Annotated in this window: 21 protein-coding genes; 8 read left to right on the top strand and 13 right to left on the bottom strand. The window is 70.7% G+C overall.

Annotation, left to right across the window (positions count from 1 at the left end; genetic code table 11):
• Positions 1 to 123: 123 nt before the first annotated feature.
• Together AUV07_RS15355 and AUV07_RS15360 are read left to right on the top strand one after the other, a co-directional pair.
• Positions 124 to 918 (top strand): SDR family NAD(P)-dependent oxidoreductase, encoded by a 795-nt coding sequence (locus AUV07_RS15355; RefSeq protein ID WP_062637448.1) that lies wholly within the window; start codon positions 124 to 126, stop codon positions 916 to 918.
• 307 nt (positions 919 to 1225) lie between these two features.
• Complete coding sequence (locus AUV07_RS15360) at positions 1226 to 2227, top strand: magnesium and cobalt transport protein CorA (protein ID WP_062637461.1); 1002 nt, start codon at positions 1226 to 1228, stop codon at positions 2225 to 2227.
• A gap of 7 nt (positions 2228 to 2234) precedes the next feature.
• Here AUV07_RS15360 and AUV07_RS15365 read toward each other — a convergent pair whose 3' ends face one another.
• On the bottom strand, positions 2235 to 2723 hold the full coding sequence (locus AUV07_RS15365; RefSeq protein ID WP_062637462.1) for a hypothetical protein: 489 nt from the start codon (positions 2721 to 2723) through the stop codon (positions 2235 to 2237).
• 156 nt (positions 2724 to 2879) lie between these two features.
• Here AUV07_RS15365 and AUV07_RS15370 point away from each other — a divergent pair, with 156 nt between their 5' ends.
• Both AUV07_RS15370 and AUV07_RS15375 read left to right on the top strand, forming a co-directional pair.
• Entirely contained in the window at positions 2880 to 4964 is a 2085-nt protein-coding gene (locus AUV07_RS15370) for a UDP-N-acetylglucosamine 2-epimerase (RefSeq protein WP_062637464.1), read from the top strand.
• Positions 4961 to 5713 carry an HAD family hydrolase gene (locus tag AUV07_RS15375; RefSeq protein WP_062637466.1) on the top strand — a complete coding sequence of 251 codons (753 nt, stop codon included), beginning with the start codon at positions 4961 to 4963 and terminating at the stop codon, positions 5711 to 5713. Before AUV07_RS15370 ends, AUV07_RS15375 begins: the two co-directional genes overlap by 4 nt.
• On the opposite strand, the gene AUV07_RS15380 is transcribed toward AUV07_RS15375, so the two are convergent.
• The 7 genes from AUV07_RS15380 to AUV07_RS15410 form a co-directional block, all read right to left on the bottom strand.
• Positions 5698 to 7677 (bottom strand): glycosyltransferase, encoded by a 1980-nt coding sequence (locus AUV07_RS15380; RefSeq protein WP_157524112.1) that lies wholly within the window; start codon positions 7675 to 7677, stop codon positions 5698 to 5700. The genes AUV07_RS15375 and AUV07_RS15380 overlap by 16 nt on opposite strands.
• A gap of 38 nt (positions 7678 to 7715) precedes the next feature.
• Positions 7716 to 8381, bottom strand: coding sequence for a PIG-L deacetylase family protein (locus tag AUV07_RS15385; protein ID WP_062637470.1), 666 nt, complete (start codon positions 8379 to 8381; stop codon positions 7716 to 7718).
• Between the two features lie 192 nt (positions 8382 to 8573).
• The gene (locus tag AUV07_RS15390; RefSeq protein ID WP_062637472.1) at positions 8574 to 9617 is read right to left on the bottom strand and encodes a DUF11 domain-containing protein; all 1044 of its coding nucleotides are present in this window, start codon (positions 9615 to 9617) and stop codon (positions 8574 to 8576) included.
• A 153-nt stretch (positions 9618 to 9770) separates the two neighbouring features.
• Complete coding sequence (locus AUV07_RS15395; protein WP_062637474.1) at positions 9771 to 11138, bottom strand: DUF11 domain-containing protein; 1368 nt, start codon at positions 11136 to 11138, stop codon at positions 9771 to 9773.
• A 104-nt stretch (positions 11139 to 11242) separates the two neighbouring features.
• Entirely contained in the window at positions 11243 to 13321 is a 2079-nt protein-coding gene (locus AUV07_RS15400) for a DUF11 domain-containing protein (RefSeq protein ID WP_062637476.1), read from the bottom strand.
• A gap of 52 nt (positions 13322 to 13373) precedes the next feature.
• Entirely contained in the window at positions 13374 to 14873 is a 1500-nt protein-coding gene (locus AUV07_RS15405) for a sigma-70 family RNA polymerase sigma factor (RefSeq protein ID WP_062637478.1), read from the bottom strand.
• Between the two features lie 293 nt (positions 14874 to 15166).
• Positions 15167 to 16963, bottom strand: coding sequence for a DUF5979 domain-containing protein (locus tag AUV07_RS15410; protein WP_082803002.1), 1797 nt, complete (start codon positions 16961 to 16963; stop codon positions 15167 to 15169).
• 102 nt (positions 16964 to 17065) lie between these two features.
• Between AUV07_RS15410 and AUV07_RS15415 the strand changes: the two genes are divergently transcribed.
• From AUV07_RS15415 to AUV07_RS15430, 4 genes are all read left to right on the top strand, one after another.
• The gene (locus AUV07_RS15415) at positions 17066 to 17803 is read left to right on the top strand and encodes an SGNH/GDSL hydrolase family protein (RefSeq protein WP_062637995.1); all 738 of its coding nucleotides are present in this window, start codon (positions 17066 to 17068) and stop codon (positions 17801 to 17803) included.
• Between the two features lie 100 nt (positions 17804 to 17903).
• Positions 17904 to 18644 (top strand): peptidase E, encoded by a 741-nt coding sequence (locus tag AUV07_RS15420; RefSeq protein WP_062637482.1) that lies wholly within the window; start codon positions 17904 to 17906, stop codon positions 18642 to 18644.
• Positions 18641 to 19996, top strand: coding sequence for an anaerobic C4-dicarboxylate transporter family protein (locus AUV07_RS15425; RefSeq protein WP_062637484.1), 1356 nt, complete (start codon positions 18641 to 18643; stop codon positions 19994 to 19996). The genes AUV07_RS15420 and AUV07_RS15425 overlap by 4 nt, the downstream gene beginning before the upstream one ends.
• A gap of 1 nt (position 19997) precedes the next feature.
• Entirely contained in the window at positions 19998 to 21332 is a 1335-nt protein-coding gene (locus tag AUV07_RS15430; RefSeq protein ID WP_062637486.1) for a threonine/serine ThrE exporter family protein, read from the top strand.
• On the opposite strand, the gene AUV07_RS15435 is transcribed toward AUV07_RS15430, so the two are convergent.
• The 5 genes from AUV07_RS15435 to AUV07_RS15455 all read right to left on the bottom strand — a co-directional run bounded on the left by AUV07_RS15435 (position 21329) and on the right by AUV07_RS15455 (position 23593).
• Positions 21329 to 21583 (bottom strand): type II toxin-antitoxin system RelE family toxin, encoded by a 255-nt coding sequence (locus tag AUV07_RS15435; RefSeq protein WP_062637492.1) that lies wholly within the window; start codon positions 21581 to 21583, stop codon positions 21329 to 21331. The two genes, AUV07_RS15430 and AUV07_RS15435, sit on opposite strands and share 4 nt — an antisense overlap.
• Positions 21580 to 21843: a type II toxin-antitoxin system Phd/YefM family antitoxin gene (locus AUV07_RS15440; protein ID WP_062637494.1), complete on the bottom strand. Its 264-nt coding sequence runs from the start codon at positions 21841 to 21843 to the stop codon at positions 21580 to 21582. The genes AUV07_RS15435 and AUV07_RS15440 overlap by 4 nt, the downstream gene beginning before the upstream one ends.
• 102 nt (positions 21844 to 21945) lie before the next feature.
• A complete protein-coding gene (locus tag AUV07_RS15445) occupies positions 21946 to 22539 on the bottom strand; it encodes a DUF305 domain-containing protein (protein ID WP_062637496.1) in 594 nt (197 codons plus the stop codon).
• A 66-nt stretch (positions 22540 to 22605) separates the two neighbouring features.
• Positions 22606 to 22995 (bottom strand): DUF6153 family protein, encoded by a 390-nt coding sequence (locus tag AUV07_RS15450; RefSeq protein WP_062637498.1) that lies wholly within the window; start codon positions 22993 to 22995, stop codon positions 22606 to 22608.
• 43 nt (positions 22996 to 23038) lie between these two features.
• Positions 23039 to 23593, bottom strand: a complete 555-nt coding sequence (locus AUV07_RS15455) for an ECF transporter S component (RefSeq protein ID WP_062637500.1) — start codon at positions 23591 to 23593, stop codon at positions 23039 to 23041.
• Positions 23594 to 23629 lie beyond the last annotated feature (36 nt).

The following is a 23629-nucleotide window of genomic DNA, read 5'->3' on the forward strand; positions in this document are numbered from 1 at the left end:
CACAAGGACGGGTGCGCATCGGCGCGAGCCCGGCCCGCACACCGGCCGACGGACCGGGCGGGCATGAAACGGGGGCGGCGGGCGTTGCACCGGAAGCAGCAGCGACACGGAGGAGACATCAGCATGCGCATCGACCTCACCGGGAAGACCGCCCTCGTCACGGGCTCCACCCAGGGAATCGGGCTCGCCATCGCCACGACCCTCGCCGACGCGGGAGCGCGAGTCGCGGTCAATGGCCGGAACGCCGACACCGTGTCGTCGGTCATCGCGGCGCTGCAGGAGGAGAACCCGGAGCGGAACCTCGTCCCCGCGCCAGGCGACGTCACCACGGAGGACGGCACCGCCACCGTGCTCGCGGCCGCCGGAGACGTCGACATCCTCGTCAACAACCTCGGGATCTTCGGGGCGGTCCCTGCCCTCGACATCACCGACGACGAGTGGCGCCGGTACTTCGACGTGAATGTGCTGGCCGCCGTCCGGCTCATCCGCGCGACCCTCCCGGGCATGATGGAGCGCGGGTGGGGACGGGTGCTCGACATCGCCAGCGACTCGGCGGTCGTGATCCCCGCGGAGATGATCCATTACGGGATGTCGAAGACGGCCCTGCTCGCCGTGTCCCGGGGCTTCGCGAAGGAGGCCGCGGGCACCGGCGTGACGGTGAACTCCGTGCTTGCGGGGCCGACCCACACCGGGGGCGTGGAGGACTTCGTGTACTCGCTCGTGGACCCGGAGCTGCCGTGGGAGGAGGCGCAGCGCGAGTTCATGCGCGTGCACCGTCCGCAGTCGCTGCTGCAGCGGCTCATCGAACCGGAGGAGATCGCGAACATGGTCGCCTACCTCGCGTCCCCGCTCGCCTCGGCGACGACCGGCGCCGCGGTCCGGGTCGACGGCGGCTACATCGACGCGATCGTGCCCTGACCCGTCGCGTCGCCCTGCGCTGCGCCTCGGGCCGGGACGGAACCGTTCGCGCGGCTCGACGATGGACGAGAGTATGCTGGCACATCGGGTCACGAGACCCCGGAGAGAAGCACGGAAGGCGGTGATGGCGATGTCCGACGATAGTAACGACGCCGCCCTCGCTGCGTCGCGCTTCCTTGCGCTCGCGCGTTGAGCCCCCGCTCCGCGCTCGCGCACCCCGCCTCGCAGTCATCGGCGGCGTCTCCCGCCCCCTGACGAATGCGCACGCACCCTCGCGTCCGTGCGCCCGCGAGAACGGAGCCGCATCATGGCGCTCATCGACAACGGCGTGTACGTCCACGGACGTCGCGTGGAGACCCCGAAGAACCTGGACGAGACCTACCGCCTGCTGGATGCCGCCGGCGGGATCGCGTGGATCGGCCTCTACCGGCCGAGCCCCGAGGAGGTCGCCTCGGTGGCGCGCGAGTTCGATCTGCATCCGCTCGCCGTCGAGGACGCCCTCTCCGGTCACCAGCGCTCGAAGGTGGAGCGGTACGGCGACACCCTCTTCGCCGTGCTCCGCCCTGCGCGGTACCGCGACAAGGAGGAGTCGATCGAGTTCGGCGAGCTGCATCTTTTCATCGGCCCTGACTTCGTGGTGACGATCCGGCATGCCGAGTCACCGAACCTCGCGGCGGTCCGCCGCCGGATGGAGGCGAATCCGGAGCTGCTCGCGATGGGACCGGAGGCGGTGTTCTACGCGATCCTCGACGAGGTCGTGGACGAGTACGAGCCCGTCGTCGCCGGTCTGGAGAACGACATCGACGAGATCGAGGACCAGCTCTTCGGGGACAGCGACGACGACGCGCTGTCCCGCCGCATCTACGAGCTGTCCCGCGAGGTCATCAACTTCCAGCGCGCCGTCCATCCTCTGAGCGGCATGCTGGAGTGGCTGCGCCGCGGCTCGGAGAAGTACCGCATCGACGAGGAACTCCAGCGCTCGCTCCGCGACGTCCTCGACCACACGATCCGCGTGAACGAGCGCGTGGACCCGTTCCGCGCGATCCTGGAGAACGCCCTCACGGTGCAGTCGGCCCTCGTCGCGCGGCGGCACTCGGAGGCGGGACTCGCCCAGAACGACGAGATCAAGAAGATCTCTTCCTGGGCGGCCATCATCTTCGCGCCCACCCTCGTCGGCACCGTCTACGGGATGAACTTCGACGTGATGCCTGAGCTCCACTGGGCGTTCGGCTATCCGATGGCGATCGGCGCCATGGCGGCGTTCGCGGTCGGGCTCTACGGGGTGTTCAAGTACAAGAAGTGGTTGTGAGCCGCGGTCACTCGCCCTCGACGCCGGCAGTCCCGTCGCCCTCGCGGACCTCGACGTCCTCCACCTGGAGGTCCTCGTCCACCTGGACGACGACCCGCGAGTCAGGGAACTGCTTCGGGGCGAGGAAGCTCAGCACGAGCGCGTCCGCGAAGACGACCACGGAGGTCGCCTCGAGGTCGTCGCGCAGGTCGGTCTGCTCGGCCACGGGTTCGTCGTCGACCGCATCGTCGATGTCCGCCGCGACCTCGTCGATGATCGCGCGCCACCGGCCCTCGTTCACGCCGAGGATGCGGGTGACGCCGTCGAGCAGTCCGTCCTGATCGACCTCGCCGTCGAGGTGATCCTCGAGTTCGAGGTCGATCGTCACGGTCACCGTCGTCCCCGCCGCGTCGATGAGCGCGCGCCCGGAGATCTGGCCGTTCGCCGAGACGGGATCTTCCAGCACCCCGCTCTCGACGATGCGTGCCAGGAGGGAGTCGAGCGCAGAGGAGGCCATGTCCCCAGTCTTCCGCACTTCCCTCGTCGGGGGGCGCCGAGAGCGCCAGGGCGACCGGATCGGACGGCGCGCGTAATCGGATCCCCTTCTCGGCGTCTTGACCGGTGGCGCACGGGCGAAGCCGTCGCCGCGACATCCGGGAGGGATCACATCACCATGAGAATCGCAGTCACAGCCGGCGGCGGTCCGGCGGGAACGACGGTCATCGAACATCTCGCGCGACGCGGACACTGGGTGGGCGCCGTCGACATCGCCGCGGAGGGCGCGGGTCAGACGATCGCGAACGCCTGCGCGGTCGTGCCGGCCGCCGCCGCCCCCGGTTATCTCGAGGCCCTGGTGGCGCAGCTCTCGGCGTGGGAGGTCGACGTGCTCGTCGTGACCACGGCCGAGGAGCTCGCCGTCCTGGCCTCCGCGCACGAGGCCCTGGCCGCCGCCGGCACACGCGTCCTCATGCCGCCCGCCGCGGCCATCGCCGTGTGCCAGGACAAGCTCGCCTTCGCGCGCACCCTGGAGGACCTCGGGATCCCCCACCCGCCCACCTCACTGGTCGGCGAGACACCCCCGCCGGGACCATGGATCTCGAAGCCCCGTGTCGGCAGGGGTTCCCGCGGCGTGGTCATGCACGACGACGAGGCGAGCCTGCCCGTCGAGGCCGACGACATGCGCATCATCCAGCAGCGCCTCGTCGGTCGGGAGTTCACGGTGGACTTCCTGGCCGACACGGGGTCGCGTGTCGTCGCCTCCGCCGCCCGGTGGCGCCTGACCGTCCGCGGCGGGATCAGTGCGAGCGGCCAGGTCTTCACCGACGCCGAGGTGGACCGCCTTCTGACGCGGCTGGTCCGGGGACTGAGGTACGTCGGCCCCGGCAACGCCCAGGGCTTCGTCTCCTCCGAGGGCGACGTGCACATCGTGGAGGTCAATCCGCGATTCTCGGGGGGTCTGGGGATCAGCCTGGCCGCCGGGGCCGATCTCGTCGGGGGCTACCTCCGACTCGCCTCGGGTCTGCCGGCCATCTCGTCGCGCGTCACCCCCGGCGCCGTGGTCAACCGCTATTTCGCCCCCGCGGTCTCCCGGAGCAGCCTCTTCCTCCGGCCAGGGGACGAGGCGCCGGTTCGTCGCCGGCTCCTCGCGGCGTTCGGCACCCGCCCCGAGGTGGTCAAGTTCGCGGGCGCGCGCGGCAGCCTCCTGACGGATCACGACGTCCACATGGTGTACACCGGCCAGCACGGCGACGGGGCGCTCGGTGCAGGGCTCGCGACAGAGCTCGGGGTGCCCCTGGACGAGTCCTGGACACTTCCCTCAGCCGGCCCCCAGAAGATCGGGAGCCTCGTCACTCAAGCGATCGACGTGCTGGAGCGCCAGCAGCCGGAAGCCGTCGTGATCCTCGGCGACACGGCGACCGTTCCGGTCTTCGCTCTGGCCGCGATCGACCGCGGGATCCCACTGGTCCACGTCGAAGCGGGTCTGCGGTCCTACAACCCGCTCTCCCGGGAGGAGGGCTACCGCCGGATGGTCGGCGCCGCCGCGCGCGTGCACTTCGCCCCGACGCAGCGCGCGGCCGCGGCCCTTCTCTCGGAAGGCGTCCCGGCTTCCGCGATCGCCGTCGTCGGCAACCCGGGCCTGGATCCGCTCGCCCAGAGCGGCGTCGAGCGCGTGCCCGTGACCCAGCGGGAGGGGATCCTCGTGACCGCGCATCGACCGACGTCGGTGGACGCACGCGAGACCCTGCTCCGCGTCGTCGAGGTCGTCGAGGGCCTGACGGCGGACGGCCACCCCGTCACCTTCCCGGTGCATCCGCGTACCAGGGACAGGCTGCGACATCACGCCCTGGCGGATCGGCTGGCGGCGACCGGGGCGACGATCACGGATCCGCTGGGCTACCGGGACCTCGTCGACGTCCTCCGCCGCTCGAGAGCGGTCGTCACCGACTCGGGCGGTCTTCAGGAGGAGGCGGCGTGGTTCGGTGTCCCGACGGTCATCATCCGCGGATCCACCCCCCGGTGGGAGGGCCTCGAAGACGGGTTCGCCGTCTTGGCGGGGCTGGACGCCGCGGTGGTCCGCGCGCACGTCGCGACCCTCGGATCGCGCCATGCGCTCGAGCTGCTGTCCTCTCGTCGGGTGCCGTTCGGCGACGGCACGAGCTGGGCGCAGATCTCCCGCATCATCGGGAGTCCCGCCGTGGGCCGGCTGCTGCAGGCGGGGGAGCCGGACTTCGTCGGACGATCGGTGCCGCTCGCATGACCGCCGCCCCTTCCTGCTCCGTGCTCGGCGACCGCGGCGTCTCGCGGTCGCCGGGGGCCATGCCCGCTGCCGTCACTTTCGACCTCGACGACACGCTCTACGACCAGGCGTCCTGGCTGGACGGTGCGTGGCGGCAGGTCGCCCGCGCCGCGTCGTCGACCGTCGGCGCCGACCCGGACGACACGTATCGCCGGCTGTCGGCCGCCGCCGCCGCAGGCTCCGGCCGCGGCGGCATCATCGACTCGGTGTTCCCCCGCCTGCACCGCGAACAGCTCGACATGCTCGTGACCGCCTTCCATCGCTACCGCGCGGCGACGCTGCAGCCGTATGCCGGGGCGGTGGCGACGCTTCGCCGGCTCCGGTCCCGCGGCGTCCCCATCGGTCTGATCACCGATGGCGCCCCGGGCGGCCAGCACAACAAGATCGACGCCCTCGGGATCCGTTCGCTCTTCGACGTCATCACCGTGTCCGACGAGCTCGGGCGTGCCTTCCGCAAGCCCCACGAGCGGCCCTTCGTGAAGACGGCCCACGCCCTGGGCGTGTCCGCCTCCGCGATCATTCACGTCGGGGACCGCTGGGAGAAGGACGTCGTCGGCGCGCGCGCCGCCGGTTACCTGGGCGTCATCCGACTCCACACCGGCGAGTACCGCGGCGTTCCCTGTCGGAACGCCGCGGACGTCTTCTGCGTGCCGGACATCGCCGCCGCCGGGCGGCTCCTCGACGGCGGTGCGCCTCAGCCGTCGACGTGAATCCGGGCGGCGCGGGCCGGGATCGCCACGAGGACGATGAACGCCGCCATCACCGCTGCGAGGGCGAAAGCCGACGCCACCGTGTCGTGGACCACGCGCATCGCGTCGAAACTGGCGACGTTCGCGAGGACGGCCAGGGCCGCGATGCGGATCACGTTGGCACAGAAGGCGAAGGCGGCGGACGCCGCGGCCGCGAGAACGAGGGACCACGTCGGGGCGAGCGATCTCATCGCCGCGCACACGAGGAGCGCCCCCAGGAGCACGGGGGCGATGGAACAGCCGATGTCCGTGATCAGGAGGTAGAGGGTGCTGTCGCGGTCGTAGAGCCAGAGCCTGTCGCCTTCCGCCTCGGCGCGCAACGACCCGAGACGGAGCACCGCCCCCACCGCGCTCGTCTCGAGTCGCCGGACCCAGAGCTCGCACACGACGTAGACGAGGCAGCCGACCGCCGCGGTGAGGACCGTCACCCCGACCGTCCGGAAGCTCGGTCGGAGCTTCCGGCGCGGTAGTGCACGGCGGGGCGGGGCGATGATGCGCTCGCCCCTGGCCTCCTGGAGCGAACCTTCCGGCAGCACCGGCACGTCGTCGGAGAGCTCGATCGCCTCGGCCTCGGGCTGCGCGGCACGGGCGGTCTTCGCCCAGGAGTAGCGCCGGCCGAAGAGCCCTCGCGCCCATGCGGTGGTGACGATCGCCGCGCCGAGCACCACGAGCAGCAGGAGCAGGGGAGCGATGAGGAAGCGCCGCAGGGGAGCGCGGGCGGCGACGAGCGCGATGCCCACCGGGATCAGCGGACCCCACACGAGCAGCGGCCAGAGGCCGACGAGCACGGACGGCGCGACCGGCCCGGTGACGCCGAAGAGGCCGGCCACGCTGATGAGCGCGAGCCCGACGGTGCAGATCACCGGGAGATGGTAGATCGCCAGGTAGAAGAGGAGTTCGGCCTTCTGCACGCCGCGCACGGACCGGGTACGGATCATCGCGGCGAGATAGTCACGGAACACCTGCTGGTGCCCCAGAGCCCACCGGTGCCTCTGCCGCATGTACGCCCACAGCCCGGAGACCGCTTGCTCGTAGTCCACCGCGCGAGGCTCGTACGCGATCCGCGCCCCCGCCAGGTAGATCCGCATGGTGATGTCGGTGTCCTCCGTCACCGACATGACGTTCCATCCCCCCATCTCGACGAGAACGTCGCGTCGGACCGCGCAGTTGGAGCCTCCGTAGGAGGGCGCCCCGGCGTAGGCGGTCCGCCCCCGCTCGTTGACGATGAACCCGCCCAGGTAGTCGAGCGCGACGAGTTCCGAGATGATGCTGTCCCCCGTGTTGTGCACCACGCACCGTCCCTGGGCCGCCGCCACGGTCTCGTCGTCGAAGGCCGCGGCCAGGTAGCGGAGGCAGCGGCGGTCGGGGCGATGATCGGCGTCGAAGACGACGATGATCTCGCCGGTGGCCTTCGCGAGAGCGGCGTTGAGCGCGCCGCTCTTCCCGCCGCTGGCCCCGGCGCCGCGTGCCAGGACCGTGAGCTCCGGCCATCGGGCCTCCCACCGCCGCAGGTGGGACAACGTCGCGTCGCTCGAGTTGTCGTCCACGACGATCACCTGCAGCAGGTGGGAGGGATAGTCCGTGGCGCGCAGATGCCCCATCAGGTCATCGATCACCCGGTCCTCGTTGTGGCACGCGACCAGGACCGAGATCGTCCGTCGCGCGGCCGGCGGACCGTCCGACGGGCGGTGCATCATCGCGCGCCCCGCCGTGAAGGAGATGGTGAGGGTGCGCACCAGAGCCACGATGAAGATGAATGACACCACGGCGAAGGCCACCCCCACCGCCCACGTCGGCCCGACCATGATCGCCGTGATCGCGAGCCCCGCCAGCGCCGAGAACCAGATGCGGCGCTCCGTCCTGGCCGACCGGTACTGGCGGCGGGCCGAGGGGGGCCGCCGGAGGCCGGGGCCGCTCCACTTCACGGGCGACAGTCGAGCGACCGTGTCCGACGGCGCTCCGCTCACAGCGCGATCTCGTCCCACGCTCCCAGCGCCCGGTCCAGAGCGCCTTCCGGATGCGCGGCGTCCCACACGAAGCGGTGGGGCACGAAGCTCTCGGCATGGGTGACGCCACCCTGGAAGCCGCGATAGCGCATCAGAGCCTCGACCGCCTCGAGGTCGACCCGTCGACTGTGCGCGACCTGGCTCGCGTGCGCGGAGAGGGCCATGAGCTTGGGAGTGACGTACTCCTCCACGTCCGTGAACACCGTGGGAACGAAGCCGGAGGTGGTCGGGGACTCGAAGTGCAGCACCCGCGCGACATTGCGGGACGCCGAGAGCGTCGCCGCGGCCGTGGCACGGTGATCCTGGTGCGAGTCCTGGGGACTGTGGGTGTACACGATCGAGGGGCCGACCATCCGCACGACGGCTTCGATGGCCTCGATCAGCCCCGCGGGGGAATCGCCCACCTGCCCGTCGGGGAGTCCCAACCAGCTCACGTCGACACCGAGCACCGACGCGGCAGCGAGCTGCTCGCGCTTCCGCGTCGCCGCGTCCGCACCGCTTCCCCTCGCGCCGTCGGCGACGACCAGGAGCACCACGCGATCGCCCGCCGCGACGTGGCGGGCGAGTGTCGCCCCGCATCCCAGCTCGACGTCATCGGGGTGGGCACCGACGGCGAGGACCACCTCCCCTCCCCCTCGACGCTCGCGCTCCCCTGTCGCTTCCGTCAACCGTTCGCCGAGATTCCACATCTCGTGACCTCCCTCTGTCGTGTGTTCATCGTTCTCTTGAGTCGTCGCCCTCGGGCATGGCGACGGGGGGGCAGGATCGTGTCGGACCGCGCGGACCCCGGTCGACGCCGGGGTCCGCGTGGCGGGCTAGGCCCTCTTGCGGCGCCGCGAGATCGTCAGCGCCGTCGCCGCGGCGCCGGCGAGGACGGTGGCGCCGGCGACTCCGCCCAGCGGCACGGGGCCGCCCGCGGTCGGGACCTCGACCTTCGCGTCGTCGGAGTTGTTCGACGGGTTGCTGTCGGTCGTGCCCGACGTGACCTTCGCGATGTTGGTGATGGTGGCACCGGGCTCACGCACGACGCCGTTCACGATCACCGTCTTGGACTCGCCGACCGCGAGAGCGCCTCCCTCGAACGTCAGCGTGCCGCCGGAGAGCGAGACGCCGGAGGTGGGGGACGACCACGTGTCGATGCCGGCGGGCAGCGCGTCGGTGACCGTGTAGCTCGGAACCGCCGCGGTCCCGTGGTTCGTCACCGTCAGGGTGTAGCTCACGGCGTCGCCGACGTTGGCCTTGGGCCGATCGACGTCCTTGGTGATCCCGAGGTCGGCCGAGGTGCCCGGTTGGGCAGCGAACGTGTGGGCGTAGGTGTACGTGAACTGCTGACGCCAGTCGGTGATGGAGCCGCCCATCATCGACTGCACGGCCGCGTTCTGGATCGTCTTCTCGGGGACGGCTTCGGACGAGCCGGACGGCGCCCGGAACGTCGCCAGGAAGCTCTTCGACTCCTGCGTGACGCCGCCGGCCTCTGCGGGCGTCTTGCCGTTGAAGATCCACGTGACCGTGTTCGCGGCGGGGTCGTACACGCCGCCCTGGGTCGCCGAGACGAACGTCGCGCCCGCCGGCACCGGCATGACGACGCGGTACTTCACGCCCGAGACCTGCTCGTCGTACTTCAGCAGGACGTTGGCGCCTTCGGTGAACTCCGCACCGGGAGCGATGGTCTGCGTCCGTCCCGGCGACTGCGTCCCCGCACCGTAATACCCTCGCGGCTGCACGCCTTCCGGAGAAAGCGAGGTCGGTGCGACGGCCTCGGCGGCGACCGCCGCGATCGGTGCCGTGCTGAGCACGCCCCCGAGGATGAGGGCTCCGACAGTGATGCCGAGCCCCGTCCGGATCTTCTTCATCTTCATGTGTGTGCCTTTCTCTGATCTCCTGTTGCGCAGCATGGGATGTGCACGTTCAGTCACCCTCCTTAACGCCACCCGGCCGCATCGATTACGCGGGAGAACGCAGAAGAGGGCCGCCGTGACGGCGACCCTCTCCCTGCCATGGCGAGAAGCGACTCAGCGCGCTTCGCCGTAGTAGCTGACGTCAGGGAACGCCAGACCGTCGCCCTCGCCGTTCCACTCGCCCGTGAACGTCACGACGGCCTTCGCGCCCTGGGCCAGCGGGCCCTTCCAGTCGATCGTGTCGCCCGTGAACGACACGGCACCGGAGGAGGCAGACAGGGTCGACGGGTTCCAGGTCGAGTCGTCCAGGATCTGTCCGATCCCGAAGGCGATCTCTGCGTTCGCCGAGTCGACGTTGCCGTTGTTGCTGTACTCCAGTCGGTACGTGACCGTGTCGCCCGGCTTCGGGTCTCCCGGCGTGTGGTTGAACGTGTACTGGAAGTAGCCTCGCTTGACGATGTCGACGTCGTCGTCGCAGACCTTCGCGGCGTTCGTCGCGATCACGCAGGCCTGGTTCGTGAGCGCGCCCGGCGCGGCGAACGGGTTCACCGTGGCGTTCACCTTCAGCGTCGCGGACGCTCCCGGAGCGAGGGAACCGACGGCAGCGCTGATCGTGCGTCCCGAGGCCGTCACGGTGGTGCCGGCCGGGCCGCTGCCCGAGACGAAGTCGAGTCCGTCCGGAAGCGGGTCGCTGACGACGACGTTCGTCGCCGTCCCGTACCCGGTGTTCTTCACGACGATGTCGTACGTCAGGGACTGTCCGAGCGTGACGTCGGTCTGCTGGTCGTTCTTGTCGATCGTGAGCACCGGCTTGGTCGGTGCATCGATGTCGAGGTCGATGCTGTGGAGGTCGCTCGGCACCTTGGTCCAGACGGGCAGCCCGAAGAACGAGGCCTTGGAGCGCATGGTGACCTGGAACTCGACCCGCGAGACGGTGCCGTTGACGCGCACGGTGCCGTTCTTCGCTCCGAAGTCGTTCGAGGTGATCGTGGTGCCCGTGACGTCGAGGTTTCCCGCGACGGAGCTGAGGCTGACCCCCGCGGTCCTGAGCGTGTACTTCGCCGTGCCGTTGACGCTGTTGCCCGGGCTGGTGAAGACGTCGCCGCCGAGGTTGCCGAGCTTGATCTTGGGGTTCGTCACCCGCTGACCGAAGTCGATGATGACGGATCCTCGCACGCACTCCTTGCCCTGCGCACACGGGAACCCCTCGGGCAGGCCGATGATGTTCAGGCCCAGCTCGCCACCGTCCCGGACGGTGGCCAGGTTGACCGCTGCGCCCGAGCTCTTCACCTGCATCTTGTCGGTGACGGTGATACGCGCGGTCGCGCCGGCTGCGGCGGCAGTGCGCGTGTCACCGGTGCCCGACCAGCCGCTCACGTCCGCCGCGGAGGCGGCCACGGGTGAGGCGAGAGTGCCGAGCGCCATGACGGCGAGCAGCCCTCCCGTCACAGCACCCCTCAGGATGGACTTCTTCTTCACCATGGGTTTCCTTCTTCCCTGACACGGGGCGAGCGGATGTGCATCGCCACACACAGAGACAGGGACGGGCGCGATCGATTACGCCCGTCCCTGCCCGGTTTCCCCGATTACCGGGCGGAGGGCCGGCGGCGCCCGACGAGGAGGAAGACGGCGCCACCCGCCGCGAGCAGGGCACCAGGGAGCAGGAGGCCGAACGTCGCCCCGGTCTGGGCGAGTCCCGACGGCGTGAGGGTGGTGACCGCGCAGGACCAGGACGCGTCGTCCTCGCACGCGTGGGCAGCAACGACCGGGGGCAGCGCGGGGAATTCCGACACGCTGTCGGGCAACTCGACCCCGAGCCGTGCGGCCGGAACGCGCAGGGCGTCGAGCATGACCGGGTCGTAGGCGACCGTCGCCCGATTCACCACCGGCCCCGTCGTGCCGAGGGGCACCTGGACGCGGAGCGTGAGGGTCGTGGTCTCACCGGGGCGGATCTGGGGCACGATCCAGCCGGCGCGATCCTTCACGGCGACGCCGCCCGCGCTGGCGCTGACGAACCGGGCTCCGTCCGGCAGGTCGTCGACGACCGGGACGTCCACCGCGGCCCCCGGCCCCGTGTTCTCGACCGTGATCGTATAGTCGAGGATCGACCCCGCCGGTGCCGTCGACTGGGCGACGGTCTTGCCTATCTCCAGGGTGGCCAGTGCGGGCACCGTGGTCACCGCACATGCCAGGCCGGCGTCGTCGGGGCAGGGGGTGAGGACGGCCGGTTCCGGGGTCCCTGACGGGGTATCGGCCGGATTCCGCACGGCGGCCCTGTTGACGATGAGCGCCTCGCTGAGGCCCCCGGGCGTGATCCCGGTCACCTGGAGCTCGACCGCGCCACCCGCCGGCACCTTCGGCAGCGTCCACCGGACCTGCCCGTCGGCGACCGCACCGCCGTGGTCGGCCGTCACGGCGGCGAGCTCTGCGGGCAGCACATCCACGACCGGCACGTCGACGGCATCAGCCGTGCCGCTGTTCGCGACGACGATCGTGTAGGCGAGCGCTTCCTCGTGACCGGCGACCGATTTGTCGACGGTCTTCGACACGGACAGCACCGGGAACGCGGTGACGACGGTGCGGGCGCAGGCGGCGGTCGTATCGTCGGTGCAGGGCGTGGCGATGGAGGGCACCGGTGTGCCCTCCGGCGCATCGGCCGGGGTGCCCACCGTCGCCCGATTGACGAGGGTCGAGCCGGCGGCGGAGCGCTCCACCACCCCCGTCACCTGCAGGCTCGTCCGTCCACCGGCGGGGATGCGGTCGATCGTCCATGACAGCTGGGCTCCCGAGGTCTTCGCTCCCTGACCGGCGACGACGTCGCCGAGACCGGCGGGGATCACATCCGACACCGGCACCTGACGCGCCTCGGCCTCACCGGTGTTGGCCACCGTGATCGTGTACTCCAACGTGTCTCCTGGGACCGCCGCCGTCTTGTCCACGACCTTCGACAGCGTCAGCGCCGGACGATCCGGCGTCGGCGTCGCCGAGGCCGTGACGCCGAAGGCGTAGGCGTCGAGGAAACCGGACTGCGCGGACGTCAGGGCGAATCGGGCGACGTCGAACTCGATCGTGGTGATGTTCGTCCCCGGCACGGTGAAGCTCCCGCACCCACCCGGCGCGGTGGCCCGCGTGCAGGTGATGCCACGGTCGCCGCGCAGATACCCCTCGCCGGCATCCGCGAACGTCGCACCTGGAGAGACGACGGCGCCGCTGGCCTCCCCGTCACTCGAGACGAAGCGCATGCCATCGCTGGCGAACTGGGAACCAGCGCCGGCGCCCCACTCGGCGATGTGGATGGCGGGGTCGTCGACGGGACGGTCGAACCGGATCGTGATCCGCCCTTCGCTGCACCGCTGCGCCGCACCGCAGTTCGCCGACGACTGGATGCCGACGGCCGGAACGTCCGTCGCCACGATGCCCTCGGCGTACATCGCGTCGGTGCCGCTGAGAGCAGCGAGAGATGTCTCGCCCGCGAAGCGCCGCGGGCCCGCTCCCGAGATCGTCACCGTCGCGACGGTGCCGTCTGCGAGCGCGAAGCGGGCGGTCGTCGGCCCGGTGACGGAGGCCGAGCCGTCGACGGCCGCGGCGGGTCCCGCCGCGGTGGCGGCCACGAGCAGGGCCAGCAGCAGTGCGAGCAGGGACGTGCTCGATCGTTTCCACTTCACGGGTTCTTCCTCCGGTCGCTTGAGTGATGATGTCGGCACGGGCATGGCACTGTCACCGAGGTGCGTCCATGACCAGGACGCCCGCCGACGCGGTCGCGGACACCCCGGCCGCATTCGACTGAGCGAAGCTGAGGATGATCTCGGTACCGGACGGCACCGGGTAGGCACTGACGTCGACGCTTCCCTGCCATCGCTGATCCGTGCCGCAGGTGCCCGCAGCGATCGTCACGTCCCACGCGGACACCGTCAGGGCGGCTCCGGGTTCGCACCGGACCGTGAAGGAGAGCACCTGATTCCTGGCGATCTCCGAGGGGAGAGAGAGGATGACGGGCGATGCCGGAGCCGCGATCGTCTGTCGCGGCGGAATCGGAGCCGGAGCCGATACCGGGGGCGCGGGAGCGGCCGGCTCGGTCTCCGGAGCGGCCGTCGGGACAGCGGCGGATGCCGTCGGCGTCGGCGCCGACGACCGGGAAGGCGGCGCCGTGGATGGGCGGGACGCCTCCGGTGCGGGAGCGCCGCCGCCCTCCGCAACGACGGCGGCGTCGGCGACGACCTCGGTCGGGTCGTCGAGGGACGCGGCGACGAGGCTCACGGTGACGGTCGCGACGGCGGTGGCGGCGACCGCGACGAGACCGGCCTTCGCGGCGATGAATCCGCCCGCGGGGAGGGCGACGGTCACGGGGGCGCCCACCGACGCGGCCATCACCGACGTGGGCATGGCGGAGGCACTGCCCCCCTCGGTGAGGGATTGCCACGCCTGCACGGCGACCCCGACCCCGATTCCGCCGGGCACGAGGACCGTGAAGATCCGGGAGCTCGCCCGGCGTGCTTCTTCCGCTTTCGCACCGCAGTCGTCGCAGCGGTCGAGGTGCGCCTGCACGCGCTGGTCGTCTCGTGCGGTGAGCCGCCGGCGGGTGTGAGCGCCGAGCTTGTTCAACGTCCACCGGCAGTCTTTCGCGGTCGGCGGCTGTTCGGCGAGATGCGCCGTGATCCACGCCTGACGGAGCCCCTCCCTGGCACGGAAGGCGAGCACCGCGCTCGCTCGTTCGCTGATGCCCAGGCGCGCGCCGATCTCCAGCATCGAGAGCCCCTCCACCTCGGCGAGCCACAGGACGTCCTGCCAGCGGGAGGGGAGAGCGACGAGAGCCCGCGCCACCAGATCGGCGTCGAAGTCGGCATCGGCCGCCGCGTCGCTCGTGCGAGGATCCTCGATGGCCTCCATGTGCTCGAGGGGCACCTCTCGTCGGGATCGTCCCCAGGTGATGGCGAGGTTGCGCATCGTGGCGAAGAGGTAGGGCTTGAAGGCGGTCGTCGGCCCCTTGCCGGAGCGGATGGCCTGGAACACGCGCGTGAAGGATTCGGCGACCAGGTCTTCCGGGTCGGAGGACCACCAGGACGAGCGGGCCACGGCGGTGGCCATCGGCGCGTAGCGCTCCCACAACTCCGCGTAGGCGCGGGGATCGCCCTCCCGGGTCTGCGCGAGAAGGTCGCCGTCCCGAACTTCGGCGAGATCACTCCTGCTTTCGGCGATCGCGGCATGATCGGTCACCATGGCCTCCTCTCGAAGGTGAGAGCGCGTACGCGGACGGATGGGGCGTTGCTGCCGATTCGGCAGTAACGTGCTACACGTTACCTCGAATCGGCTCCGACTGCCGCCTCTCGCCACGAACCTGTGGAGTGCGGCGGGCTTCGGGAGGAGAAGCCCGCCGCACCGAGGGATCGGCGCCGGGGAGGGCGGTGAGGTGGGTTCACCGGGGCGTCGCACCCTCGCTCACAGGACGGCGTGGTGCGCGGGAGATTACGCGCGCCTGAGGGATTCCCGGAACCGGCCGGGAATCCCACCGCTCAGCCGCGAGAACGACCGAGCCGTCGCGCCAGGAGCAGGCCCGCCCCTGCGACGAGCAGCGCCGCCGCTCCGACGAGAGCCCCGGTCGTGCCCTGCCCGCCCGTGCTCGCGAGGCCGGTGCCGCGCGCGGGGGGTGGCGTGGTCGTAGTCACGGGGTTCTTGACCGACACCGTGACGGTCTCCTCGCCGACGGTGAAGCGGGATGGAGAGATCTCCGGGGCGCCCCAGCGGAGGCCGTCGATCGACTGCGGCTCCCGCTCGCGAACCGTGATCTCGGCACCGACGGGGACCGCCGGAGCGGACACCGGGACGCCGGCACGGAGGACGAGCTCACCCGAGCCGGCCGGGAACCCGGGACCGGCGGGATACGAGTACTCGATCACGAACTGGGCGTCGGACGGCACCTCGCGCACCGCGGCGGCGGACCCGGCGAGCGTCTTCACCGCGGAGAAGGCCTTCGTGCGCAGAGTCGCCGTGTTGGTCAGCGCGACGTCGACGGTGGACCCTCCGGCGATCTCGATCGACGAAGACGAGAAGGCGGGGGCGGCCCAGTCCAGGTTCGCGGGAAGGCCGGCCAGCGACTCGGAGAGCTCGACCCGGCTGCCGTCGGGGAACGCCGGGCTGGACCAGGTCTCCCCCGCACGCAGGGAGAACTCCCCGGGAACGGTCGCGCCGGCGGGAGTGGTCACGGTGTAGGTGCCGCGGTAGACGAGTCCGTCGAGGTTCGCGGAGTCACCGCGAAGGGCTTTGGTGATCGCGAATCGACCGACCGTCGTTCCCCCTCCCGTGCCGGCGCCTCCGTACTTCGTGACCTGCGATGTGACGGTCGTGCTCACCTCCGTGCCGATACGCACCTCCGCGTCGTTCGTGTACGTCTTGGCCGCACCCCCGTCGGTGACACGCGACAGGTAGTGCACGTCGTAGAAATAGCCTTCCTTGGCCGTGAACTCGACGGTGGTCCCGTCCGCGGAGATCGTGTACTCGTCGACCGGCACCTGCCCGAAAGCTCCGGGGACGACCTCGCCGTTGGGCTGCGTCACCAATTCGTTGGTCGCCCACAGCACGGGGTAGCGCTTCCCAGCTGAATCGGTGACGAGGGCCTGGTTCGGCCCGAGGGCGTCCGTGACGACGACCTTCTCCCCGCCTTTCATGCCCTGCGGGCCGGCGGCGACCACGACCTTCCAGAGGATGGTGTCGGTCTCGTTGTCGTACTCGCCGGTCTTGTAGTTCGGTCGACCGGGGAAGGTGCAGTTCTCGGTGCACGCCTCGGCACCGGGTGTCACGTCGGTGGTGGCGGTGACATCGCCGAAGTCGTAGGTCACGGTGGTCTGCTTCGTGACCTCCGTCGTCACGGTCGCCCCGAAGGAGAATCCTCCGGTGAGTCCGATCGGGTGCGATTCCAGGTACTCGGCGTCGAAGTCGCAGACGAGCTGCGTCTTCGTGGTCACGCAGGTGCCCATCAGGGCCCCAGCGCCGTCGCGGAGCGGGAACGTGTCCGGCTTTCCCTGGAGGTCCTCCGGCAGGTCGATGACGAAGCCCGCCGGCGTCTCGGGGTTGTCGGGCAGAGACCACGTCCCAGTCAGTTCCGTGGTCGTGCCGCTCTCCACGACGCTCTCCGTGAAAGCCATCGACGTGATCGTGGCCTCGGTGGCGTACGGCGGAGCCGCCACGGCGGCCAGCGGCGTCAGCACGGCTCCGATGAGCCCGGCCATCGTGACGGCGATGGGGATGCCCCTCCCGGCACGGCGACGCCCGCGTCGCGAGCGGGGAGGGGAAGGCAGCAGGTGTTTCGTCATATGTTCCTCCGGTCGGCTGTGCGCGGAACTCTGCGCGCACCTCTCCGGTTAAGGACTCGTATCCGGGGGCTCCATTACGGCAACGCCGATATGCTCGGAGCCGTGCAGAATGCCGAGCCCGCCGCCTCCCCGTCCGCCGCGTCCGACCTGCGCCGCATCGCCGCGCACCTGGCCGACCCCGCACCGCTGAACTGGGTCATCACCGGCGATTCCATCACCCACGGCCTCGTGCACACGCAGGGCGGGCGGAGCTACCCCGAGCACCTCCACGAACTGATCCGCGGCGAACTCGAACGCGTCCGCGACGTGGTCCTCAACACCGCGATCAGCGGCAACCGGATCGTCGACATCCTCGACGACTGGGAGCGCCGGGTCGCCCTGTGGCAGCCGCACGTGGTCACGCTCATGGTCGGGACCAACGATGCCTCGGACGGGGGGCCGCGCCCGGTCATCTCCCCCGACGACTACGCGGCCTCCCTGCACGACTTCGTGCGCCGGGTGCGCGACCTGGGCGCGATCCCGGTGCTCCAGACTCCACCCGCCATCGACGTCCGCAATGCGCCGGAGCGGGCCCGGATCGCCGCCTTCGCGGACGCCGTCCGCCGGGTCGCCGGCGAGGAGGACGTGATCCTCGTTGACCAGCATGCCCACTTCGCGGAGCTGGGCAACGGCGGAGTGCCGTGGGGCCTCATGAACGATCCCTTCCACCCGAGCGCCGCTGGACACGCCGCCCTCGCGGTGGAGCTCGCCCGCGTCCTCGGCATCGCGCCGAAGGGGCCGCGCGCCCGCACGGTCGCCCTCCTCGAGGGGATCGTCGGCACCGCGCGCGTGTTCGGCTGAGTCCGCCGCCGCTCACCCTCGCCGGGTGACCGCCCTGGACGACGGCGACGCCGCCGCAGTACGTTGAGCGCATTCGCACACTCGACCGAGAGGTGGGGGTATGTCTCACGTCGTCGCAACCGGGGCCGGCAAGGCCATGATGGAACGTCGGAACGATCCGACGCACGAGTACATCCTGAGGCTCACGGGCAAGGAGCGACCTCGCGTCCTCTTCCTCGGCACGGCCACCGGCGACGATGCGGCCTACATCGTCAGCTTCTACTCCACGTACGACTCCGACCGCTGCGCACCTCACCACCTGCCGCTCTTCCACCGTGCGGTCGACGACCTGGCCGGGTTCGTCACGGGTTTCGACGTGATCCACGTCGGCGGCGGCAACACCGCCAACATGCTCGACGTCTGGAAGCGTCAGGGTCTCGACGCGATCCTGCGCGAGATGTGGGAGGACCCGGCCTCGAACGTCGTCTTCACCGGAGGCAGCGCCGGCGGCATCTGCTGGTTCGAGGGCGGCACGACCGACAGCTACGGGCCGACGCTCCAGGTGCTCCCGGAGGGCCTCGGCTTCCTGCACGGCAGCTTCTGCCCGCACTACGACGCGGAGGACCAGCGCCGTCCGCTCTTCCACGCCTCGCTCCTCAGCGGCGAGCTCTCGACCGGCTATGCGGTGGGAAACCTCCAGTCGCTGCACTTCGAGAACAGCGAGTTCGTCACGGCGATCAGCCCGGTCGAGGACCCCCTCGCGCTCCGGGTCGAGGCGGTGGACGGGAAGATCGTCGAGACCGAGCTGCCCGTCCAGGTCCTCACCGGGTCGGCGCCGATCGTGAAGGGGCCCTCATCGTGAACGACAGCGTCTGGATCCTCATCGCCGAGCTCATCGTCGTCGTCCTGGCGATCTTCATGGGCACCCGCACGAGCGGGATCGGCCTGGGCGTGTGGGGCCTCGTCGGCGTCGCGGTGCTCGTGTTCGTGTTCGGGGAAGCCCCCGGCAACGCCCCGGTCGACGCCGTGTTCATCGTCATCACCGTCATCACCGCGGCCTCGACCATGCAGGCCGCTGGCGGTATCGACTGGATGGTGTCGGTGGCCGCCAAGGTCATCCGCAAACGGCCGAAGTCCGTCGTCTTCCTCGCGCCGGCGATGTCGTTCCTCTTCACGGTCGGCGCGGGCACCGGCAACATCTTCTATCCGCTGCTGCCGGTGATCTACGACGTCTCGTACCAGCAGAAGATCCGGCCGGAGCGGGCGCTGTCGGTCTCGGCCGTCGCCTCGCAGGTCGGCATCCTGTGCTCTCCGGTCTCCGCGGCCACCGCATCGATGGTCGTGCTGCTCGCGCCGCAGGGCGTCGACCTCGGCGGCCTGCTCCTCATCATGTGGCCGGCCTCGATCGCCGGCCTGCTCGTCGCCGCGCTGGTCATGATGCGCCACGGCAAGGACCTCGAGGACGACCCGGAGTACCAGAAGCGCCTGGCGGAGGGACAGATCAAGCCGCCCGTGGTCGACGCGCACGAGAACAAGCTCCCGGCGACCGCCGTGCTCTCGGCCTCGCTGTTCCTCGCCGGCGTCGCGGTGATCGTCTTCTTCGGCCTGTTCGAGAACCTCCGTCCGGTCATCGGCACCGATGACGACGGCGATCCGCTGCGCCTGAGCGTCACCGTGATCATCGAGGTCGTCATGGGCATCATCGCCGCACTGATCTTCGTGTTCTGCAAGGTGAAGGCCCCCGACGTGCCGAAGCAGTCCACCTTCCCCGCGGGCATCGTCGGCGCCATCGCCCTGTTCGGCATCGCCTGGCTCGCGAACACGTTCGTCGCCGCGAACCAGACCCTCATCGTCGACGGGCTCGGCTCGGTGGTCTCCGGATCCTCCGCCTTCCTCGGAGCGCTGCTGTTCGCGCTGGCGCTGTTCGCGGTCGCGATGCTCACGACCAGCCAATCGAGCGCCACGAACGCGATCGTCCCGATCGGCATCACGATCGGGCTGCCCGCCTCCCTGCTGGTGGGGCTGTGGCCGGCGGCGATGGGCATCTACACGCTGCCCGCCAACGGCAGCCAGGTGGCCACCGTCGCGTTCGACCAGACCGGGACGACGAAGATGGGCAAGTTCGTCTTCGACCACTCGTTCCAGCTGCCGAACCTCGTCTACGTCGGCACGGCCATCGTCGTCGGGGTGGCGCTGTCGTTCCTGTTCTGGTGACATGACCGACGTCGTCGACCGGTCGGCGCTGCGGCAGTTCCTGCTGGGGCTGGCCCAGGGGATGAACGCGTCGGCGGAGTCCGTCGACCGCATCCGCGACACGATCGCCGAGGTCGCCACGGCATCCGGCGGAGACGGCACCGACTTCGTCGTCCTGCCGACGATCATCATCGTGGAGACGGGGGATGCGGAGGAGCAGCGAGTCGCGATCCGCTCGGCCACGAACGCCTCCTTCCGCTTCGACCAGATCGCCGCGCTGTACGACCTCATCGCGCAGGCGAAGACCGGCGGCGTGGACCCGCTGGACGGCATCCGGCGGCTCAACGAGATCGGTGCGATGCGTCCGCGCCTCGGCTGGTTCACCCGGACGCTCGGCCACGCCATCCTCACGACCGGCCTGGCCCTCCTGCTCGCACCGACCTGGCAGGGCGCCCTCGTCGCGTTCGTGCTCGGATTCGGGATCGGCCTGCTCAAACTCGTGCGCTCTCCCACCCTGCAGCTCGTCATGCCCATCGCCGCCGCCTTCGTGTGCGCGGCTGCGGTGTTCCTGCTTGCGGAGGTCATCGAGATCGGCGACCCGATCCGCCTCCTGATCGCCCCGCTGGTGACCTTCCTCCCCGGTGGCGTGCTGACCACGGCGACGGTCGAGCTCGCCGCCGGGCAGATGATCTCCGGTGCTTCCCGCCTCATCTACGGGTTCGTACAGCTCGCGCTCCTCGCCTTCGGTATCCTCGCCGCGGGCGCCGTGGTGGGCGTCTCGAGCGATTCGTACGAGGCCCTCGACGCCTCCTCCTCGTACCTCCCCTGGTGGGTGCCGATGCTGGGCATCCTCGTGTTCGCGCTCGGCAACTATCTGCACTTCTCCTCCCCGCCGTCCACGTTCGGGTGGGTGCTGCTCGCCCTGGTCGTCGCATACCTGGGCCAATGGGCGGGAACCGAGTTCATCGATCCGGCGGTCGGCGGCTTCGTCGGCGCGGTCGCCGTCACGCCGGTCGTGTTCTGGATCGCCGGGCTGCGTCACGGAGCGCCGTCGCAGCTCACGTTCCTCCCGGCCTTCTGGCTGCTGGTGCCCGGAGCCGCCGGGCTGGTGGGACTCACCGAGGCGGTCGCGACCGACAACGGCCTCGCCGACTTCACCGCCGCCCTCGTCTCCGTCATGTCGATCGCGCTCGGCGTGCTCATCGGCACGGCGCTCTATCGCGTCGTGCACCATGGCGCGGAGGAGTTCGTCCAGTTCGCCGTCGCCCCGCCTCCCGCCGAGGACGAGGAGTCCGCGCCGACCCTCTGGCACCGCCTCTCCGCGCCGCTGCGCCGCCTGCGCCGCCGCGATCGCTAGCGATAGACCTCGCGACGGTGGCCGGCGTGCACGACGACGACCGTCAGGATCCCGTCCTCGATCCGGTAGAGCACCCGGTAGTCCCCCGTCCGCACCCGCCACTCCGGTCGGCCGGTGAGCCTGCGTGCCGCGGGGGGCCGTGGGTCTTCGGAGAGGACCTCGATGACGGCCTGGATACGTCGCCTCGCCTCGGGAGGGAGCTTGCGGATCGCCCGCACGGCGACAGGTAGGACTTGGACGTCGTAGGTCACGGCACGAGCCCGAGGTCCCGCTTCACTTCTTCCCACGGGATCGGCGTCTCGTCGAGTTGCGCGGTCTCGTCCCAGGCGGCATCGACCGCGCGGATGTCGGCCAGCTCCTCCGCATCTTCGAGGAGTCGCTCCAGCAGGCTGGCATCGACGACAGCCGCCACCGGGAGGTTTCGTCGGGTGAGGTAGACGGGCTCTTCACGCGCCTCGTCGATGATGGACGCCAGCCGCGCCCGGGCTTCCGTGATCGCGATCTCGCTCATGAGTACATGATAGTGCGAAACGTACAGAAAAGCGCGGAAAGGACAGATCGCACACGGGCGACGGGCCCCGCGCCGCGGAGGCGACGCGGGGCCGGGTGCCGATCAGAGCGTGGCGAGGATCTCCTTCATCTCCGCGATCTCGGCGGTCTGCGCGTCGATGATGTCCTGTGCGAGGGCGACGGCGTCGGCGTTCTCGCCGTCCGCCACCTCCGCCTCGGCCATCGCGACCGCGCCCTCGTGGTGCGCGATCATCTGCTCCAGGAACAGCCGGGACGCCTCCGGGCCCGCGGCGGCCTCGAGCGCGGCGAGGTCGTCGTCGCTCATCATGCCGTCGCCGTGGTCCATCGCGGCCGCGTCACCCGCCTCGGCACCCCAGTCGTCGAGCCAGCCCTGCATCTTCTCGATCTCCGGACCCTGAGCGGCCGTGATCCGCTCCGCGAGGTCGGCGACCCGGGGGTCGACGTCGTCCTTCGCGAGCACGATGTCCGACATCTCGACGGCCTGCTCGTGGTGGACGATCATCATCGACGCGAACATCGCATCGGCCTCGTTCGCTCCGGTCAGCGGGGCGTCCGAGGTGGAGTGATCCATGCCGGAGTGGTCGGCCGGGCCCGTGGGTGCCGTCGAGGCGCATCCGGCGAGCGCGAGGGCTCCCGCCAGGACGAGGACAGCGGCGGCAATGGTTCGATTGGTCATTTCTCTCTCATCTCTGTCTGTCGGAAGGGCGTCCGCGGTCGCGGCGCCCGGGCGCATCGGCGCCGATCAGGTCCGACTGATGCAGAGGACGTGGAGTGAGGGAGGACGAAGCGGGGCGGCGGCCGCCTCCACCGGCGAGCGGAGAGCGCGGAGCAGTGGCGCCGTCAAGAAAGTGCGAGAGGGGCGCAGCAGCAGGAGCAGTCCGCCGAGCAGGGCGAGGACGCAGGCCGCCCCGCCCTCGTGCGCGGGGTCATCCGGGACGACGGCCACCTCCGCTCCGCTCGCCTCATGCGCTGTCGACGCCGCGGGGTGCGCGGGGGCCGTGTGCCCCGCGGCGGCATGCGCCCCCGGGGTGCCGTGGGTGTCGAGGGCGTGCATGCCGAGGAGGCCGAGGAGGACGCCGCCCACGAGGATGACGGCGAGCATCGCTCCCTGGAGCACGCGACGACCGACCATGTGCTCATGATACCCCGTGGGGGTATGTCGAACGGCATGCCGGCTAGCGGGCGACGCCGGCGCGCCGCAGCAGCCGGCGGACGGCGAGCACGACACCCGCCACCGCGAGCTCCCCCACCACCCGGCCCAGCAGCGTGGCGACGAGCACCGGCGGAATGAGGTGCTCGGGCGAGAACACCGGGAGGGCGACGACGAAGAGCACCGCACCGGTCACGGCACCGGCGAGCAGGACCCGGGCCGGGCGGACGGGGGCGTCCCGCCGGAACGGCAGCGCCAGGTCGAGGACCACGCCGCCGAGGACGAGCGGCACGACGCCGAGCAGCCCGATGGGCGACACCGCGACCGTCAGCACGCCGGTCACGAAGGCGGCCAGTGTCGCCATTCCCGGCACGCGGGTGACGACGCGCGCGAGGAACGGCAGCGCGGTGTGGACGCCCGCGACCACCGCGTAGGCGGGAGGGGACGTGGCGGCCAGCACGCTCGTGATCGGCACGACGGCCAGGAAGACGAGGGCCTGGACCGCGCCGAGCGCGGCGCTCACGAGGAGGGCGCTGGTCGGCACGCGGCGGGAGGACACGGGGACTGTCGGACCACTCACCCTTCCGAGCCTAGAACCGTGGGCGGGTTGGATATC

This window comes from Microbacterium sp. CH1 (assembly GCF_001595495.1).
Lineage (GTDB): Bacteria > Actinomycetota > Actinomycetes > Actinomycetales > Microbacteriaceae > Microbacterium.

Excerpts from the sequence above, each read along its gene's own strand:
- AUV07_RS15355 (WP_062637448.1), top strand. The coding sequence starts at position 124 with ATGCGCATCGACCTCACCGGGAAGACCGCCCTCGTCACGGGCTCCACC.
- AUV07_RS15360 (WP_062637461.1), top strand. The coding sequence starts at position 1,226 with ATGGCGCTCATCGACAACGGCGTGTACGTCCACGGACGTCGCGTGGAG.
- AUV07_RS15365 (WP_062637462.1), bottom strand. The coding sequence starts at position 2,723 with ATGGCCTCCTCTGCGCTCGACTCCCTCCTGGCACGCATCGTCGAGAGC.
- AUV07_RS15370 (WP_062637464.1), top strand. The coding sequence starts at position 2,880 with ATGAGAATCGCAGTCACAGCCGGCGGCGGTCCGGCGGGAACGACGGTC.
- AUV07_RS15375 (WP_062637466.1), top strand. The coding sequence starts at position 4,961 with ATGACCGCCGCCCCTTCCTGCTCCGTGCTCGGCGACCGCGGCGTCTCG.
- AUV07_RS15390 (WP_062637472.1), bottom strand. The coding sequence starts at position 9,617 with ATGAAGATGAAGAAGATCCGGACGGGGCTCGGCATCACTGTCGGAGCC.
- AUV07_RS15395 (WP_062637474.1), bottom strand. The coding sequence starts at position 11,138 with ATGGTGAAGAAGAAGTCCATCCTGAGGGGTGCTGTGACGGGAGGGCTG.
- AUV07_RS15405 (WP_062637478.1), bottom strand. The coding sequence starts at position 14,873 with ATGGTGACCGATCATGCCGCGATCGCCGAAAGCAGGAGTGATCTCGCC.
- AUV07_RS15410 (WP_082803002.1), bottom strand. The coding sequence starts at position 16,963 with ATGACGAAACACCTGCTGCCTTCCCCTCCCCGCTCGCGACGCGGGCGT.
- AUV07_RS15420 (WP_062637482.1), top strand. The coding sequence starts at position 17,904 with ATGTCTCACGTCGTCGCAACCGGGGCCGGCAAGGCCATGATGGAACGT.
- AUV07_RS15430 (WP_062637486.1), top strand. The coding sequence starts at position 19,998 with ATGACCGACGTCGTCGACCGGTCGGCGCTGCGGCAGTTCCTGCTGGGG.
- AUV07_RS15440 (WP_062637494.1), bottom strand. The coding sequence starts at position 21,843 with ATGAGCGAGATCGCGATCACGGAAGCCCGGGCGCGGCTGGCGTCCATC.
- AUV07_RS15445 (WP_062637496.1), bottom strand. The coding sequence starts at position 22,539 with ATGACCAATCGAACCATTGCCGCCGCTGTCCTCGTCCTGGCGGGAGCC.
- AUV07_RS15450 (WP_062637498.1), bottom strand. The coding sequence starts at position 22,995 with ATGGTCGGTCGTCGCGTGCTCCAGGGAGCGATGCTCGCCGTCATCCTC.